Annotated in this window: 16 protein-coding genes; 15 read left to right on the top strand and 1 reads right to left on the bottom strand. The window is 38.3% G+C overall.

Annotation, left to right across the window (positions count from 1 at the left end; translation table 11 throughout):
• The first annotated feature begins 21 nt into the window (after window positions 1-21).
• The 14 genes from B9N66_RS05310 (at window position 22) to mnmC (ending at window position 14805) form a co-directional block, all read left to right on the top strand.
• Window positions 22-993: an RluA family pseudouridine synthase gene (locus B9N66_RS05310; RefSeq protein WP_087580205.1), complete on the top strand. Its 972-nt coding sequence runs from the start codon at window positions 22-24 to the stop codon at window positions 991-993.
• Window positions 926-1600, top strand: a complete 675-nt coding sequence (locus B9N66_RS05305) for a fibronectin type III domain-containing protein (protein ID WP_180382069.1) — start codon at window positions 926-928, stop codon at window positions 1598-1600. Before B9N66_RS05310 ends, B9N66_RS05305 begins: the two co-directional genes overlap by 68 nt.
• Complete coding sequence (locus B9N66_RS05300; protein ID WP_234410322.1) at window positions 1575-2132, top strand: fibronectin type III domain-containing protein; 558 nt, start codon at window positions 1575-1577, stop codon at window positions 2130-2132. Before B9N66_RS05305 ends, B9N66_RS05300 begins: the two co-directional genes overlap by 26 nt.
• Window positions 2132-3319, top strand: coding sequence for a tRNA (guanosine(46)-N7)-methyltransferase TrmB (gene trmB / locus B9N66_RS05295; RefSeq protein ID WP_087580204.1), 1188 nt, complete (start codon window positions 2132-2134; stop codon window positions 3317-3319). Before B9N66_RS05300 ends, trmB begins: the two co-directional genes overlap by 1 nt.
• Window positions 3303-3974: a cell division ATP-binding protein FtsE gene (locus B9N66_RS05290; RefSeq protein WP_021091805.1), complete on the top strand. Its 672-nt coding sequence runs from the start codon at window positions 3303-3305 to the stop codon at window positions 3972-3974. Before trmB ends, B9N66_RS05290 begins: the two co-directional genes overlap by 17 nt.
• Window positions 3961-4776: a cell division protein FtsX gene (locus tag B9N66_RS05285; protein ID WP_087580203.1), complete on the top strand. Its 816-nt coding sequence runs from the start codon at window positions 3961-3963 to the stop codon at window positions 4774-4776. Before B9N66_RS05290 ends, B9N66_RS05285 begins: the two co-directional genes overlap by 14 nt.
• On the top strand, window positions 4773-5993 hold the full coding sequence (locus B9N66_RS05280; protein ID WP_087580202.1) for a murein hydrolase activator EnvC family protein: 1221 nt from the start codon (window positions 4773-4775) through the stop codon (window positions 5991-5993). The genes B9N66_RS05285 and B9N66_RS05280 overlap by 4 nt, the downstream gene beginning before the upstream one ends.
• A 73-nt stretch (window positions 5994-6066) precedes the next feature.
• Window positions 6067-6783, top strand: a complete 717-nt coding sequence (gene pyrH, locus B9N66_RS05275) for a UMP kinase (RefSeq protein ID WP_054196984.1) — start codon at window positions 6067-6069, stop codon at window positions 6781-6783.
• A gap of 18 nt (window positions 6784-6801) precedes the next feature.
• A complete protein-coding gene (locus tag B9N66_RS05270) occupies window positions 6802-7017 on the top strand; it encodes a DNA-directed RNA polymerase subunit omega (protein WP_021091717.1) in 216 nt (71 codons plus the stop codon).
• On the top strand, window positions 7004-9193 hold the full coding sequence (locus tag B9N66_RS05265; RefSeq protein WP_084041542.1) for a RelA/SpoT family protein: 2190 nt from the start codon (window positions 7004-7006) through the stop codon (window positions 9191-9193). Before B9N66_RS05270 ends, B9N66_RS05265 begins: the two co-directional genes overlap by 14 nt.
• A gap of 10 nt (window positions 9194-9203) precedes the next feature.
• Entirely contained in the window at window positions 9204-10409 is a 1206-nt protein-coding gene (gene tyrS / locus B9N66_RS05260; RefSeq protein ID WP_087580201.1) for a tyrosine--tRNA ligase, read from the top strand.
• A complete protein-coding gene (locus B9N66_RS05255) occupies window positions 10410-11501 on the top strand; it encodes a nitronate monooxygenase (RefSeq protein ID WP_021091713.1) in 1092 nt (363 codons plus the stop codon). It abuts the gene before it with no gap.
• Complete coding sequence (locus B9N66_RS05250) at window positions 11498-12940, top strand: N-acetylmuramoyl-L-alanine amidase family protein (RefSeq protein WP_087580200.1); 1443 nt, start codon at window positions 11498-11500, stop codon at window positions 12938-12940. Before B9N66_RS05255 ends, B9N66_RS05250 begins: the two co-directional genes overlap by 4 nt.
• Complete coding sequence (gene mnmC, locus B9N66_RS05245; RefSeq protein WP_087580199.1) at window positions 12937-14805, top strand: bifunctional tRNA (5-methylaminomethyl-2-thiouridine)(34)-methyltransferase MnmD/FAD-dependent 5-carboxymethylaminomethyl-2-thiouridine(34) oxidoreductase MnmC; 1869 nt, start codon at window positions 12937-12939, stop codon at window positions 14803-14805. Before B9N66_RS05250 ends, mnmC begins: the two co-directional genes overlap by 4 nt.
• 58 nt (window positions 14806-14863) lie before the next feature.
• Here the strand turns inward: mnmC and putP are convergent, their stop codons facing one another.
• Entirely contained in the window at window positions 14864-16351 is a 1488-nt protein-coding gene (putP, locus tag B9N66_RS05240; protein ID WP_087580198.1) for a sodium/proline symporter PutP, read from the bottom strand.
• A 150-nt stretch (window positions 16352-16501) separates the two neighbouring features.
• Between putP and B9N66_RS05235 the strand changes: the two genes are divergently transcribed.
• The coding region (locus B9N66_RS05235) for an amino acid ABC transporter permease (RefSeq protein ID WP_087580197.1) at window positions 16502-17197 on the top strand (696 nt) is incomplete at its 3' end.

The raw sequence follows: 17197 nt of genomic DNA, 5'->3' as shown, positions 1-17197 counted from the left end.
ATCACAAACAAGGCTTTGATTTTGGTTAAATTTAATGTTTTAAATAGCTCAAGACTCGACGTCGCAGTGGCACAGGAGCTTCAAATTTCACGTAATCAAGCTTTAAATTTGATAAAAGATTCTCTCGTAAGCGTAAATTTAAAACCAGTCTCAAAACCAAGCTTTGCTCTAAGCGAAAATGATGAAGTTTGCGTAAATTTTGCCCCAAAAAAAGAGGTGCAAAACGAGTACGAAGTAAAATTCGACATCCCTATCATCTATGAAGACGATGATCTTATAGTGCTTAATAAACCCCCGCAAATCGTCGTCCATCAAGCTCCAAGTGTAAAAGAGGCGACACTTGTTGAGTGGCTAAATAAAAAAGGATTTATGCTCTCAAATTTAAATGGCGACGTAAGAGCTGGTATCGTCCACCGCCTAGATAAAGGTACTAGTGGTGCTATCGTCGTTGCTAAAAATAACTTCGCTCACGCAAAACTTAGCGAGCAGCTAAGTGATAAGAGCATGGGGCGAATTTATCTAGCACTCACTGATCTTCCTCTAAAAGAGGACGTCATCATCGACAAGTCAATCGGCAGAAATCCAAACAACCGCCTAAAAAAAGCGATCGTCGCGGACGCTAAATTTGCAAAAAGTGCCTTTGTAAATTTACTAAGCGAAAATGGCATAAATTTAATAGCAGCAAAACTTTTTACAGGCAGGACTCATCAGATAAGAGTGCACCTATCTAGCATAAACCGCCATATTTTAGGCGATGATTTATACGGATTTAAGAGCCAAGGCGATAAAATAAGCAGAGTCATGCTTCACGCTTATATGCTTTATTTTATCCATCCACGAACTGGCAAAAGGGTGGAATTTATCGCAAAAACGTATGATGACTTTAACCAAATAATTTACAAAAAAATTCCCAAGGAGATTTTTGATGAAAAAATTTGCCCTACGCATATTGACACCATTTTTAGCAGCTTTCTTGGCGGGATGCGGCTCTAGCGTACCGACTCAGCAAAGCATGTCACTACCTACGATTACAAGTTTAAAAACTATTTCAGACATGACAGAAGTTGGCTTCGAGTGGAATCCAGTGACCGATGAGAGCGTTGTTGGCTACTATCTTTACCGCTCAAATCCAAATGATGCAAACTCAAAAATGCAACTAGTTGCAGACATCAAAGACCGCTTTGCAACGCACTATGTGGACCGCAATCTAGCTCCAGAGACAACTTACTCATACCAAATGAGAACCTACTCAAGCAATGCCGTCTCTCAACCGGGCACGATCGCAACAGCAACTACAAAGCCACTGCTTGACTCAGTACCATTTTCGCAAGCTATTACAGGGCTTCCAGGACGTGTGAAAGTGATCTGGAGACCGCATCCTGATAGCACCGTGGCAAGCTATATCATTCAAAGAAGTGATGCCGGAGTTAATAAATTTAGCCAAATCGCAGAGGTAAATGGCAGACTAAATGCCGAATATATCGATACTGAGGTAAAACCTGGTAAGTCTTATGAGTATAGAATTTTAGTTAAAACTTCTTCAGGCGTTGTTTCAAAACCAAGCCAAAACATAAGTGCAACGACAAAGGAGTTACCCTAAATCAGTAACAAACCTTCAGGCAACAAAAAATGCACCAAAAAAGATAATTTTAACTTGGGATTATGCGCCAGCTGAGGATTTTGCTTATTTTAAAGTTTATAGGACAGTGAGTAAAATTTTGCCTTACACATATCTAGCAAAAACGACTAGCAACACTTATGAAGATCTCATAAACACAAATGCGGCAACAAGGTATTACAGAGTCACAGCAGTCGATAAAGACGGCCTTGAGAGCTTAAAACAAGAAGAGCCAATTGTGGGGATAACACTTGGTGCGCCAAAGACTCCAAATATTAGCGCTAGCTACGATGGTAGCGGAGTAAATGTAAATTGGAGTGCAGTTGATAGAGCTAGTTCGTACACTGTTTATAGAAGTGGTGCAAGTGAGAAAATTTTTAGTGGCATAGATGGTACTGGACTTAGAGATGATAGCGTGCAAAAAGGAGCTAGCTATTCTTACAGCGTCGTAGCTATCGATGAGTACGGCATCGCCTCTGATAAGTCATCAAAAGCAGAAGTTAGCATAAAATAATGCCAAATTTCATAGCTTCGTCCTTAAAAGAGCTCTCGTTTCCATTTGGTAATGACAAAGTCAAATTTCTTTGGCAAGCAAATGGACGAAACGAGAGGCTCATATACACAAAAAATGAAGAAGAGAGTTTTTTCCTAGTCGTAAAGTCCGGTAAAAATGGCATCGTCGTAAAGGGAGAAAAGCTTACAAAGCCAGCTAAAGTTGGTCTTTTGCAAGAGGCGCTGGAGCTTTTTAAAGAGCAAAATTGCAATGATGTAATCAGTCAAGCATTTGCCGTAAAAAAGACAAATTTGACTAAAAAAGTGAGTGAAATTTTAAGCCTTGAAGAATTTGTGCCAGCATTTTGCGAGTTAAAAGATAAATTTAAAGAGATTTTCATTGAGATCGGCTTTGGTTCTGGCAGGCACTTGCTTTATCAAGCTAAAAACAATCCAAATGCCCTAGTTATCGGAATAGAAGTCTATAAGCCAAGCATCGAGCAAGTAGCAAAACTAGCTAGGGCAAATGCTCTAGAAAACGTGCGACTGATAAATACCGACGCCAGGCTCTTGCTCTCACTTGTTGGCTCAAATTTGGTTGATAGAGTCTTTTTACACTTTCCAGTGCCGTGGGATAAAGCAGAGCATAGACGTGTGGTTTCGTCGGCATTTGCACTTGAATGTGAAAGAATACTAAAGCTTGGCGGTAAATTTGAGCTAAGGACTGATAGCAAGGAGTATTGCGATTTTAGCTTGAGTAAATTTTTAGAGCCTACAAACTCAAAAATAGAAGCTTTTAAAAATAGAAATTTAGAAGTAACTAGTAAGTATGAAGACCGCTGGAGACGCCAGGATAAAGACATTTACGATGTCATTTATACTTGTGAGGTCAAAAGTGGTGAGAGTATTTTAGCTGGAGATTTTAGCTTTAAAGAAAAGTCTAGTGTAAAAAATATTATTAAAAATTTCAAAAATTTCATCATCAAAAAAGAGGATTATTTTTTACATTTTGAAGAAATTTACACCATAAATGAGGGTGAAATTTTGCTAAAAGTTGCTTTTGGAGCATTTAATAAACCTGAGCAATGTTTTATCAAAATAAGTGATGAAAAAAGCGAATATTTTATAAAAAAACCAATCTTAATTCGTGAGAATTTAGCTGCACACGAGCTTTTGAAGGAGTATTTGGCTGATGCAAGAGATAATTAGTGCAAGGAATTTGAGCCTAGCTTATGAACGCGATGAAATCGTAATTAATAGTGTTAATTTAGATATTTATGCAAATGATTTTGTTTTTATAACAGGCAAGAGTGGAAGTGGAAAAAGCACGCTTTTAAAATCATTTTACGGAGAAATTTCACCCCTTGCTGGAGAGCTAAATGTCTGCATGACACAAATGGACGACATCGATGATAAAAGACTTTGTGAGCTTAGGCAGCGAGTTGGCATTATATTTCAAAATTATCGCTTGATAAATGAATGGAATGTGGAAAGAAACGTTATGTTGCCACTCATCATCAAAGGCATCAATCAAAATGTGAGTAAAAAGCAAGTAGCAAAGCTTCTAAAACATGTAAATATGCTTCATAAGGCTGATAAATACCCTCGTGAGCTAAGCGGTGGGGAGCAGCAAAGAGTAGCGATGGCAAGGGCTCTAGCACACAATCCAAATTTGCTCTTATGCGACGAGCCAACCGGAAATTTAGACGAATACTCAAGCGACGTCATCTGGTCGCTTTTAAAATCAGCTAGGGAATTTTTAGGCACGAGCGTAGTAGTTGTCACGCACCATATCCCATCGACACTTCGTATCCCATACCGTCACTTTGTCATAGAAAATGGAGGCGTGCATGAGATCGCTTAAAAACCATCTTGGATTCATCTTACCGCTGATCGCGCTTTTGTTTTCCGTGCAGTTTAGCCTAACTGCTGATAAGGTTGTGAGAGATTATGAAAGACTCATGGGAAATGACTACAACATCGTCATAGTTTCAAGTAAAGAGCTAAGCGATGCTATGCTAAAGCCAGTTGTTAGCAACTTGGCTAGCATTGAACCGCTGAGTCCGCAAAAAATCATCGACCGCCTCTCAAACGACATCTCTGCTAAAAATTTATCCATACTGCAAAATGCACTGCCAAAATTTTACTCGCTAAAACTTAGTGAATTTCCGACACCGCAGTACATGGATGAGCTAAAGCAAAAACTTTTAAAATTTGATGGAATCACAAAGGTTGAGACATTTTCAAAGACTCACGATAAGGTCTTTAAAATGCTAAATTTAGCCAAAAGTATATCGTATGCTTTTATGGCGATACTTTGCGTAATAGGGCTTATGCTTATGCTAAAGCAGGCTAAAATTTGGCTATTTGAGCATAGAGAGCGCATAGAGATCATGACGCTTTTTGGAGCACCTTTTTGGCTAAAATCAGCCATGCTTTACAAATCAGCTATGGTTGATAGCCTAGTCGCTACCGTTGCAGTCGGTGCATTTTTCTTTTTCTTGCCGGGCATTGAAATTTTTAGAGAAAATGCTGCAAGTATCGATGTAGTTTTGCCTAGCCTTGATCCTTCAAGGGATATTTTTATTTTATTTGGCGTGGCTATGTTTTTAAGCATTTTTGCTGTTAGTTTGGTGATGAGTAAGGCTAGAAAAAGCACGATATGAGAAAAGGAATTTTTATATTTTTGCTAGCTTTTAGCTTAGCTTTTGCGTCAAATACTAAAGAGAAGATCAAAGACTCCAAAAACTCGCTAAGATCGAGTCAGGCGATGAGTGAGCAGCTTAGTAAAAAGCTAGATGATTTGGCTGGCGATATCGTAAGTGGCGAGAAAAAACTTCGAGGTATAAGTGGTGATATCACAAATTTAAAGGGTCAAATTTCAGTCCTTGAGACAAATGCTTCAAAGGCAATTATTGAGCTTGATGATCTAACTAAGCAAAACAAAGAGCTAGAGCGCACGCAAAAAGAGCTTGAGCAAAATATGATAAGGATCATCGCAGAAGATTTGTCATTTGATCTTTTGATGTCTGCAACTGAGGGCAAGCAAAGCGAGGAGAGCATCATCTCATCTCAAATTTTAACCAAGCTAAATGCCATCACAAAAGAGGATTTTAAAAGGCTTAGCCAGAACTATGAAGATACGATCGAAAAGATAAAAAGTAAATCAAATAAAATAAATGAGATAAACTCTAGCATAAAAAACTATAGACGCAAGCAAAGTGACTTGCAAAATTTAGAGAGTACGCAGAAAAATACTATAAACGGACTAAAGCGTGATAAAGAAATTTATAGCAAAAAGCTAGCCAAGCTTCAAGCTCAGCAAGATGAGCTAAGAAAGACGCTAGAGCAGCTTGCTATCATGCAAAAACAAGAAGATGAAGCCGCACGTGCTGCTAGAGAAAAACAAGAAAAAGCAGCTGCAAGCAAAGGTGGTAAAAAAGGCAAAAAAAGCCAGCCAATGGGTGGAGGCTATCAAACAAGCTCGGTCAAAAAATATTCAGGTGCAAAGACAATCGCTCCTCTTGATAGCTACACCATAAAGCAAAAATTTGGAAATTACGTAGACCCAATATATAACATCAAAATTTTTAATGAGTCAGTCACGCTTCGCTCAACCACGCCAGATGCCAAGGTCAAAAGCGTGCTAAATGGTAAAGTGGTCTTTGCAAAAGCAACTCCGATGCTCGAAAATGTTGTCATTATAGAAAACGAAAATGGCATCCACACGATCTACGCTCACCTAAGTCAGATCGCACCAACCGTAAAAGTCGGCTCAGTCGTGCAAAAAGGCTACGTTATAGGCAGAGTAAGAAATGATCTAACTTTTGAAGTGACGCAAAGAAACTACCACATCGATCCACTTGAGATGATCTCAAAATAGCCGCTTTGCAAGTACTATTAACTAAATTTAAAGCCTTTTTGGCTAGAATGCGTGAATTTTAAGGAGCAAGACAATGAGTAAAAGAAAACGCGTATTGGTTAAATTTTCAGGCGAAGCTTTAGCGGGAGAAAATGGTTTTGGCATAGATACGGCGGTGCTTAAATTTATAGCAAATGAGATAAAAGAGCTTGTCGAAAATGGTATCGAGGTTGGCATCGTAATAGGTGGTGGCAATATTATACGTGGTGTGAGTGCTGCAAAAGATGGTATCATCAAACGAACGAGCGGCGATCACATGGGCATGCTAGCAACTGTTATAAATTCGATCGCAATGCGTGAAGCTTTAGAGCGAAGCGGGCTAGAGGTAAGGGTGCAAAGTGCGATCAAAATGGAAGCGATCTGTGAGACTTTCATCGTTGGACGTGCGCAGCGCCATTTGGAAAAAGGCAGAGTTGTTATATTTGCTGCAGGTACCGGCAATCCTTTCTTTACAACCGATACAGCTGCAACTCTAAGAGCTATTGAAATTGGCTCAGATATGATCATAAAAGCTACAAAGGTTGATGGCGTTTATGATAAAGACCCTAAAAAATTCAAAGATGCAAAACTTTTAAAATCACTAAACTACGAAAAGGCAATGAGCGATGATATCAAGGTTATGGACGATACTGCTATAGCTTTAGCAAAGGATAACTCACTACCTATTTTGGTTTGTAATATGTTTAAGGCTGGAAATTTATTAAAAATAATAAATGAAGAAGAAGCAGCCCTATATTCAGTAGTAAAATAATTTTTAAAAAGGATAAATATGAGAACAGAACAAATAACAGCAAGAGCATTAAAGCAAGTTGGTGATGATAGATATAAACTTTCACTTATCGTAGCAAAGCGTGCAGAAGCACTAGCAAATGGAGCAGTAGTGCTTGTAGAAGCCGATACTTCAAAGATGAAATTTGCTGACATTGCGCTACTTGAAGTAGCTGAGGGCAAAATAGGCTTAGAGGCAATAGTTGAAGGAAAATAGTCTTTTTTTAGAGCAGTTAATAGAACAAATTTTACCTTGTAAAAATGTTTCAGAAGCTATAACGCTGCTCTTTTCTCTTTGCGAACGAAGCGAGAAATTAGACAAAGCTATAGATAGCTGTGTCACATCTCATGCTGGTCAATATCGCAAAAGTGGCGAGCCATACGCAATCCATCCTATCTTAGTAGCATCAATAGTGGCAAATATGGGCGGAGATGAGAGTATGGTTATAGCTGCACTACTTCACGATGTGGTTGAAGATACTGAAGTTACACTTAGCGAAGTTCAGGCTGAATTCGGCGATGAAGTGGCAAAGCTGGTTGAGGGGCTTACAAAGATAGTTGCTATAAGAGAAAACAAGCTTGCAAGCTCAAGTAGTAACGAAAAACTAGCAAGCTCAGCACTGACATTTCGGAAAATGCTTTTAATCTCCATTGAGGATGTTAGAGTTCTTGTGGTTAAGCTTTGTGACAGGCTTCATAATATGCTAACCCTTGATGCATTAAAAGTAGAAAAACAAAAACGTATTGCAGAAGAGACGCTTATGGTCTATGCTCCGATCGCTCATAGGCTTGGAATTTCATCGATTAAAAATATACTTGAAGATCTAAGTTTTAAATATGCTATGCCAGAAGAATACGCCAAGATCGATAGCTTTTTAAATAAAAATAAACAGCAGCTTAGCCTTAAACTAAATGCTTTTTACGAAAAAGTAAATCAAATTTTACTTGAAAATGGCTTTATTGAGGGCACTTTCGAGATTCAAAAACGTATAAAACATTACTATTCGATTTATTTAAAAATGCAAAGAAAAGGTATCTCGATTGAAGAGGTACTTGATTTGCTCGCTATTAGAATTCTTGTACAAAAGCCGCTTGATTGCTATCTTGCGCTTGGAAATTTGCATATAAATTTTAATCCTCTTATTTCGAGATTTAAGGATTATATTGCACTTCCAAAGCAAAATGGCTATCAAACGATACATACAACTATTTTTGATAATAAGAGTATTTTTGAGGCGCAAGTTCGCACTTACGATATGCACAAAACCGCTGAATATGGTGTCGCAGCTCATTGGAAATACAAAAACGGCGAGGGCAGTTTACTAAATCCAAAACTTGACTGGCTAAACGACATTGGTATGCAAAACAATGAAGCTGAAAGTAACGTCGAAGAGCTTTATGAATATGCAAAAGATAGTCTTTACATAGAAGATATTGCGGTCTATTCGCCAAAAGGTGAGGTTTTTACGCTTCCACGCGGGGCTACTGCACTTGATTATGCTTATGAGATTCACACAGAGATCGGACTTTACGCAAAAGAAGCTTATATAAATCGCGTCAGAATGCCACTTTTAACAGAGCTAAAAAACGGCGATATTGTAAGGATTGTAACTGGCGAAGAGGCAAAATTTCGCTGTTCGTGGATAAATAGCGTTCGAACTGGTAAAGCAAGGGCTACAATAAGAACATATTGCAAGCAAAAGATAAAAGATATAAATTATAAAATCGCAGTTGATATTTTAAAGTCGGTTTTTGGCGTTTCAAAAGATAGAATTTTAGACTGGATAGAGCATGAAAATTTAGGCAAAAAAGTTTTTCGTGCTGCAACTGAAAGCGATTTTTTGCAAGAGGTCGTAAATATGCTTAAAAAGTATATAAAAAAAGAGCGTCCTTTTATGATCTCTTTGGGCGACAAATATCAGGTTAAAAAGCAGAAATTTGAAAATATCGTAATCTATTCAAATCATAAAATTTCAAATGTCGAGTTTGACTATTGTTGTAACCCAAAAAGAGGCGATAGTATAGTTGGCTTTAAAAATGGGCACAATGTGACAGTGCACCACAAACTTTGTGAGCGTGCTGGAAAGCTTATGGATAAGGGCAATGAAATCATCTTTGTCAAATGGACTAGAAATGCCCCACATAGATATAAAATTTTATTAAATCTTGAGAACCGAAAAGGTGCGTTGGCTGAATTTTTAACATATCTTGCTAGACTAGATGTAAATTTGGCTACAATCTCGCTAAATGAAGCAAATGACCTTAGCGGTGACACATTTGAGATAAGTGTTGAGATAGCTGAAAACATCGATGCAAACGAGCTAAGAGAGAAGATCAAAGATAGATATAAGATTATAGATTTCGTTTCGCAAAGCGATCCATACCATAACTAGGAGAAAGATAATGCAAGATATAGCTGAAATTTTACAAGAGATAAAACGCGGTGTTGCCGAGATTATTGACTTTGAAAGAGTTGAGAATTTAATAAAAAACTATTATGAAAAAGGTGAAAATTTCTATGTAAAGGCTGGCTTTGATCCAACTGCTCCAGACCTTCACTTAGGTCACACAGTCGTTTTAAACAAGATGGCACTTCTTCAAAAGCATGGTGCGATCGTGCAGTTTTTAATAGGCGATTTTACCGCTCAAATAGGCGATCCAACCGGCAAATCAGCCACCAGAAAGAAGCTAGATCAAGAGACGGTTTTAAAAAACGCTAAAACCTACGAAGAGCAAGTTTTTAAAATTTTAGATCCAAAAAAGACCGTGATAATGTTTAACTCAAAATGGTCAAATGAGCTTGGAGCTGCTGGAATGATAGAGCTAACTAGCACATTTTCAGTCGCTAGAATGCTAGAGCGCGATGATTTTGAAAAAAGGATAAAATCTGGTAGTCCAATTTCAATTTGTGAATTTATGTATCCACTTCTTCAAGGTTATGATAGCGTTGCGATGAAGTGCGATATCGAGATGGGCGGTACGGATCAGAAATTTAACCTTCTAATGGGTAGAACATTGCAGCGAACATATAACGTCGGTAAAGAGCAAGCTGTCATCATGATGCCACTTCTTGAGGGACTTGATGGCGTAAATAAGATGAGCAAGAGCCTTGGCAACTACATCGGTGTAACTGAAAACGCAAATGATATGTTTGCAAAAACGCTTAGTATAAGCGATGAGCTAATGTGGCGTTGGTACGAGCTTTTGAGCACAAAAAGTCTTGTTGAGATAGAAAATTTAATGAACGATGTTCAAAACGGCAAATATCATCCAAAAAAAGCAAAAGAGGACCTTGCGTACGAGATAACAGCAAGGTATCACGGCGAGGAAGCTGCAAAAGCTGCGATGGCTGAGTTTAATAGCGTACACTCTCAAAATCAGCTCCCAACTGACATCAAAGAATTTAGTCTAAAAGCACCAGTTTGGATCGTGGAAGCTTTATCGCAGTGTGAGTTAAGTGAGTCAAATTCTCAAGCAAGACGCGACATAAAGGCAAATGCGGTTAGCATTAATCAAGAAAAGATCAGTGATGAGCAGTTAAAATTAGAAGCAGGTGAATATATCTTGCAAGTCGGAAAGCGTAAATTTGCAAAAGTAAAGGTTGAATAGATGGAGTTAAAGCCATTAAAAATAGGAAAATATGAGATAAAGTATCCGATATTTCAAGGCGGTATGGGACTTGGTATCAGCTGGGACAAACTAGCTGGTAATGTAAGCTTAGAAGGCGGTCTTGGAATAATCAGCTCAGTTGGCACAGGATATTATGAAAATCGTAAATTTATAAACAAAGAGCTAAATGCAAAGCCATTTGGAAGTGAAAATTTCTACTCAACAAGAGGTCTTAGAGCAATTATTGAGAATGCACGAAAAATTTGTGGAGATTTGCCACTTGGCGTAAATATAATGTATGCTGCAAATGATTACGCAAGAGTGGTAAAAGACGCTTGTGAAGCCGGTATAAATATCATCGTATCAGGTGCTGGACTACCTACGAATTTGCCAGAATTTACACAAAATTTTAAAGAGGTTGCACTAGTTCCTATTATCTCAAGTGCAAAAGCGCTAAAGATCATCTGTAAACGTTGGCTACAAAGATATGACCGCTTACCAGATGCTGTCGTGCTTGAGGGGCCACTAAGCGGCGGACACCAGGGCTTTACTTACGAGCAGTGCCTTGATCCTGAGTTTTCGCTATTTAATCTAATCCCACAAGTAAAAGCCGAGATAAAAGAGTGGGGCGACTTTCCGCTCATCGCAGCCGGTGGAATTTGGGATAAAAATGATATCGAAAAAGCAATATCGCTAGGAGCAGACGGCGTTCAAATGGGTACACGCTTTATCGGCACTCATGAGTGTGACGCAGATATTGGCTTTAAAGAAGTGATACTAGCAGCCGAGGAAAAGGACATAGAGCTTATAAAAAGTCCAGTTGGCTATCCGGCTCGTGGGATTAGAACAAATTTGATAAATTTGGTAGAAAAAAGGATGGGACCAAAGATCCAGTGCATAAGCAACTGTGTGAGCCCTTGTCAAAGGGGCAAAGGGGCTAAAGAGGTTGGATATTGCATCGCTGATAGGCTGTTTGACTCATTTAGTGGCAAAAAAGAGACAGGGTTATTTTTCACTGGAGCAAACGGGTATAAACTAAAAGAGCTAATAAGTGTAAAAGAGTTAATGCACAAGCTGGTACATGGTGAATGAAACGAGCGATAATCCTCTTTTTTATTGTTTGTAATTTTCTTTTTGCTGCGACAAATTCAGAGATATTTGCAAAATTTGATAAAAATTTTGCCAGCTCAAGCAGAAGTGCAAAGATTAAATTTCACAACGATATAAAAGACATCTATGTCGACGCGATCATAAAAAACGATAAAAATATAAAAAAACAAGCACTCACAAGACTCATAACCAGCTCGAAATCGCTTGGTTTTGATTCAAGTGGGTATATAAAAGATCTAAATGCACTAAATGGCGTAAAGAGCGCTAGTACGCCTGGCACCGCTACTTTGACGCTGCTTAGTGCAACCAAGGTAAATGACACTTTGGTGCTTAAGTTTAATACAAAAATTGATACCGCAAAACTAAAAACATCCTTTTTAAAGCAGCAAAATACATATAAAAACATTATGGATATTGACGGTAGATTAAATGGCAATCCGCTAACTTATAAAAATTTCATATCTGATTACATTCACATCTCGCAGTATGATAAAAATACCGTTAGAGTTATTTTTTCTGATAAGATCCAAAAGACTATAAAAGCAAATGCAACAGGTGATCTACTCATAATAAGTACACAAAATTTTATCTCAAACGAAAATGTAAAAACGCCACTTCATAAAACTAAAAACAAAAATGAAGAAGTGCCACACAAAGAGCCTGAGCCAAATTTAAAGCCTCAGCCTGCACAAAGTGAGCCAGTGGCAGCACCTTTGCCACCAGTTGCGACTGGTAAATTTTCACGCAATAAAACGATCGTCATCGACCCAGGGCATGGCGGCACTGATCCAGGTGCAGTAAATGGCAAGCTTCAGGAAAAAACTGCGGTTTTAGGTGTAGCCAAAAAACTTGGCGACATACTAAAAGCACGTGGTTACAAGGTCTATTTTACTAGATCAACCGATGTCTTTATAAATTTAAGAACAAGAACAAAATTTGCAAATGATAAGATGGCTGATCTTTTTGTTTCTATTCACGCAAATGCCGCTCCAAATGCCACAAAGGCAAAAAGTATGCACGGCATTGAGACATTTTTCTTATCGCCTGCAAGAAGCGAACGTAGCAAAAACGCAGCCGCGCTTGAGAATAAATCAGATATCGAAGAGATGAACTACTTTTCGAAGCAGACATTTCTAAACGTGCTAAGCCGCGAGAAGATCATCGCCTCAAACAAGCTTGGTATCGATATCCAAAAAGAAATTTTAGCAAGTGCTAGAAAGGTCTACGCTGCAAGTGACGGCAGTGTGAGAGAGGCGCCATTTTGGGTGCTTGTAGGTGCTCTTATGCCAGCAGTTCTTGTTGAGATCGGCTATATCACGCATCCAGTCGAGGGCGAAAAGCTCTTTAATGATGCCTACCAAAATGCTCTTGCAAACGGCATCGCAAACGGCATTGACGGATATTTTGCAAAAAATAGATGAAAAATGCAAATTTAAGCTTCAAGGGACAAATTCCATTTAACGAGGAGTTTGGTGACATCTATTTTAATACCGACAAACCTTGGCTTGAGAGTGAATTTGTCTTTGCAAGTGCACTTGATGAAATTTGGCAGAGCAAAGATAGCTTCATCGTCGCTGAGACTGGCTTTGGTGCTGGGCTAAATTTTTTCACACTTTGTAAGAAATTTAAAAATAGCTCTAAAAAACTTCACTTTGTTAGTATCGAAAAAACCCCTATAAAAAAAGAAGATCTTTTAAAAATTTATGAAAATTTAGGCATTTTTAAAGCTTATGCCAAAAAGCTAGTTTCGCTCTATCCGCCACTTATTGAGGGCATACACCGTATAAATTTTGCTCCAAATATCACACTTGATCTTTGCTACGGCGAGGCTAAAGAAATTTTACCTGAGCTTGATTTTAACGCTGACATCTGGTTTCTAGACGGCTTTGCTCCAAGTAAAAATGGCTCAATCTGGAGCGAAGAAATTTTTAGAGAGATCGCAAGACTAAGCAGGGTTGGTACTATTGCTAGAACCTATTCGTGTGCAAAAATAGTAAAAGACGGTCTAAAGGGTGCTGGCTTTCTACTAAGCCTAAAAGAGGGCTATGCTAGAAAACGTCAAATGAGTAGCGCCGTGCTAGAAAAAAAGGATGAAAATTTAAAGGATGCTTGGTTTGCAAGATGCGAGCCACTGGATAAGCCAAAAGGTAAAACAGCGCTTATCATAGGAGCTGGCGTGGCTGGACTTGCAACAGCTGGCGAGCTAGCCAAAAATGGCTTTAAGGTTGTGATAGCTGAGGCAAAGAGCGAGGTGGCTACAAATGGTTCAGGCAATCACTGTGGTGCTTTGATGCCACTAGTTACAAAGCCTGGGGTAAATTTAGGTCGCATGCATTTAAACGCATTTTTGCAAGCAGTGAGATTTTACAAGGCAACTTTGCCAAAAAGCCTTATCAAATTTAACGGCTGCATCGACTACGCATTTGACGATGAACTCACTAAAAGATATGGCTCGTGGCAAACTCAAGGCGTAGAGGATATTTTTAAATTTGATGAGAACTTAAAGCCATATCCTGGCATATTTATAAAAGATGGCGCATACGTTAGACCAAGAGAAATTTGTAAATTTTTATCAGGCAGTTTTGAAATTTTATTTAATCACGAGTATGAGAGTAGGGCGCATCTACAAAACGGAAAAATCAGCGTTAAATTTAAAAATGGTAAAAATTTAGAGACTGATATTTTGGTCTTTTGTACTGGTAGTAAGAGTAGTGAAATTTTTAAGGACTACGATATGCAAATAAGCAGTGTCAGAGGCCAAGTCACGCACCTAAAACCAATACTTAAAAATACTTTACCGTTAAGCGCAAAAGGCTACATCTGCCCAGTCATTAAAGGCGTGCAAGTTATCGGTGCAACTTATGCCAGAAATGAAATTTGCGATACGCCTAAAGTTGAGGATAATGCTAAAAATTTAAGCGATGTAAGCGAGTTTTTTGACACCAAAAAAGCCGCCATTGTCGGTTCACGTGTGGGATATAGAAGCTATAGCGGAGATAGATTTCCGATAATTGGCGCTTTGCATGACGAAGAATTTTACAAGCAAAACTACAAAGGGCTATTTTGGAGCAAAAATAAAGATAACAATCCAAAAGCAAGCTACGAAAAAAATGTCTTTGTAAATTTTGCTCACGGCTCGCGAGGTCTTTGCACAGCGATACTTGGAGCAAATTTGATAGCTGATCTTGCGCTTGATCGCCCACTTTGTATAGAAAGATCGCTATTTCATGAGCTTCATCCAGCTAGATTTTTGATAAGAAAACTAAAAAAGGGATTAAAATTTTAAGAGAAAATTAGCAGAAATTCCTAGTACAAGATACTAGGAATTTCTTATAAGATAAGGCTTAAAGCCTTGTTTTCATCTTTTCAAATTCATCTTTTATAATTTGCTCGTGAGGTTCGCTCGTCATTTTATTTATCGCATCTCCCCAGATACTTACGCTAATGATCGCTATGCAAGAAGCTATGATGCCAGGTAAAATTTCATAAACGTAAGTGTTTAGCCCTGAAGTGATCCAAAATATTACGGTCGCACCTCCAGCTATCATACCAGCTAATGCTCCAAGTGCACTCATGCGCTTCCAGTAAAGGCTAAAAAGTAGCACTGGTCCAAAGCTCGCGCCAAATCCAGCCCAAGCGTTGCCAACGACGTTTAGAACATTATCTGTTGAGATAAAAGCAAGTACAGTAGCAACTATGGCTACTACTACGACAGCATAGCGACTGATCGCTGTTTGCGTATTTTGACTAATCTCTTTTTTATAGAATGCAAAGATAAAGTCCTTTGTTACCGAGCTAGATGTAACTAAAAGCTGACTTGAGATAGTACTCATTATCGCTGAAAGTACAGCTGAGATGATAATACCTATAAAAAATGGTGGGAAAAGTAGCTCACCAAGCTTTAAAAACACCGTTTCAGGATCGCTAAGCCCGCCTCTTTGACTAAAGTAGACAAAACCTATAAGTCCACTCATAATCGCACCAAGCAACCCAATACTCATCCAACCAATGCCGATCCTTCTTGCTTTGGCAAGCTCTTTTGAATCACGTATAGCCATAAATCTAACAATGATGTGTGGCTGACCAAAATAGCCAAATCCCCAAGCCATAAGTCCTAAAATTCCCCAAAAAGTTTGATCTCTAAATGGGTTTAGGTGATTTGCATCAAGCTTGCTTATCTCTTTTATCAAATTTGTATCACTTGGCAAGTCTAAATTTAGATATGCCACGACTGGGATCGAGACTAGGACACAAAACATCAAAAGCCCCTGAAATGCGTCAGTTATACTAACTGCTTTAAATCCACCAAAAAATGTGTAAAAGACCACTATAACAAGTGTAAAGACCGCTCCGTAGGCAAATTTTAAACCAAAAAAGCTCTCAAATGTCTTTCCTCCAGCGATGATGCCGCTACTTACATAAAGTGTGAAAAATATCAAAATGATAAGACCAGAGATGATTCTTAAAATTTTAGTCCTATCTTTAAAGCGATTTTCTAAAAAGTCTGGTATCGTGATGCTATCACTCGCAACTTCAGTGTAAATTCTAAGCCTCTTTGCTAAAAATAAATAGTTGCAGTAAGCTCCAATGATAAGACCGATTATCATCCACACATTTGCTATGCCAGTTGCGTATAATGCTCCGGGCACGCCAAGTAGCATCCAACCACTCATATCAGAAGCACCAGCACTAAGTGCAGTAACCACTGGACCCATTCGACGGTTATCTAGCAGATATTCGTTCATACTTGCATTTTTATCGTAGAAATATCGTCCGATAAAGAGCAAAAAGCCAAAATAGATGGCGATGGCTAAATAAGACCCAAAGCTCATAAATTTCCTTTCAAATTAAGATAAATGGCTTATGTTAATATAAATTTTTTTAAATTACAACATCCAGTGCCGATCCTTAAACACTTTTAAGCAAAATGATATAAATTTTTTCGTATTATTTAAAGCCATATTTTAAAGAGAAGGACGAAGTTGAAGGCTCAAAATTTAGCTAAATTTCTATTTTTTATAATAATCGTCTCACTTGGAGCATATTTTTTCTATCCAAGAGATCTTAGTGAGGCTCAAGAGATCGCTTATATCAAAAGTTACGGAGTGACTTTAGGGCTTACTATAGGCGGTATTGTCATAGGCATAACACTTGGATTTACCTTGGCGTTTATTAAATTTTTAAATATCAAAGTCTTAAATTTTATAATCGATGAATATATCGATATCTTACGTGGAACACCTGTAATACTTCAACTTTTAATATTTTCAGTTGTCATTTTTGCAACATGGAGTGATAATTTTTATGTAGCTCTCATCGCACTTGGACTAAATAGCTCTGCTTATGTGGCCGAGATCGTGCGAAGTGGCATAAACAGCGTGGATAAAGGACAAATGGAAGCGGCTCGTGCGATGGGCCTAAATTACTATGTTTCGATGCGCGAGATAGTCTTTCCACAAGCTACGAAAAATATCTTGCCAGCTCTTGCAAATGAGTTTATATCGCTATTTAAAGAGACATCAGTCGTGGGCTATATAAGCGTCGTTGATATCACGATGCAAAGTAAGAGCTTGCAGGCGGTATTTTACAGCCCAGAGCCAGTCATTTTTACGGGCATCGTTTACTATGTGAGTGTTAAATTTTTCACCTTTTTGGTGAAATTACTTGAGAGGAGATTA

The organism is Campylobacter concisus (assembly GCF_002165775.1).
Lineage (GTDB): Bacteria > Campylobacterota > Campylobacteria > Campylobacterales > Campylobacteraceae > Campylobacter_A > Campylobacter_A concisus_E.
Note: the sequence above shows the minus strand (reverse complement) of the source record. Positions and strands in the feature narration are given on the sequence as shown.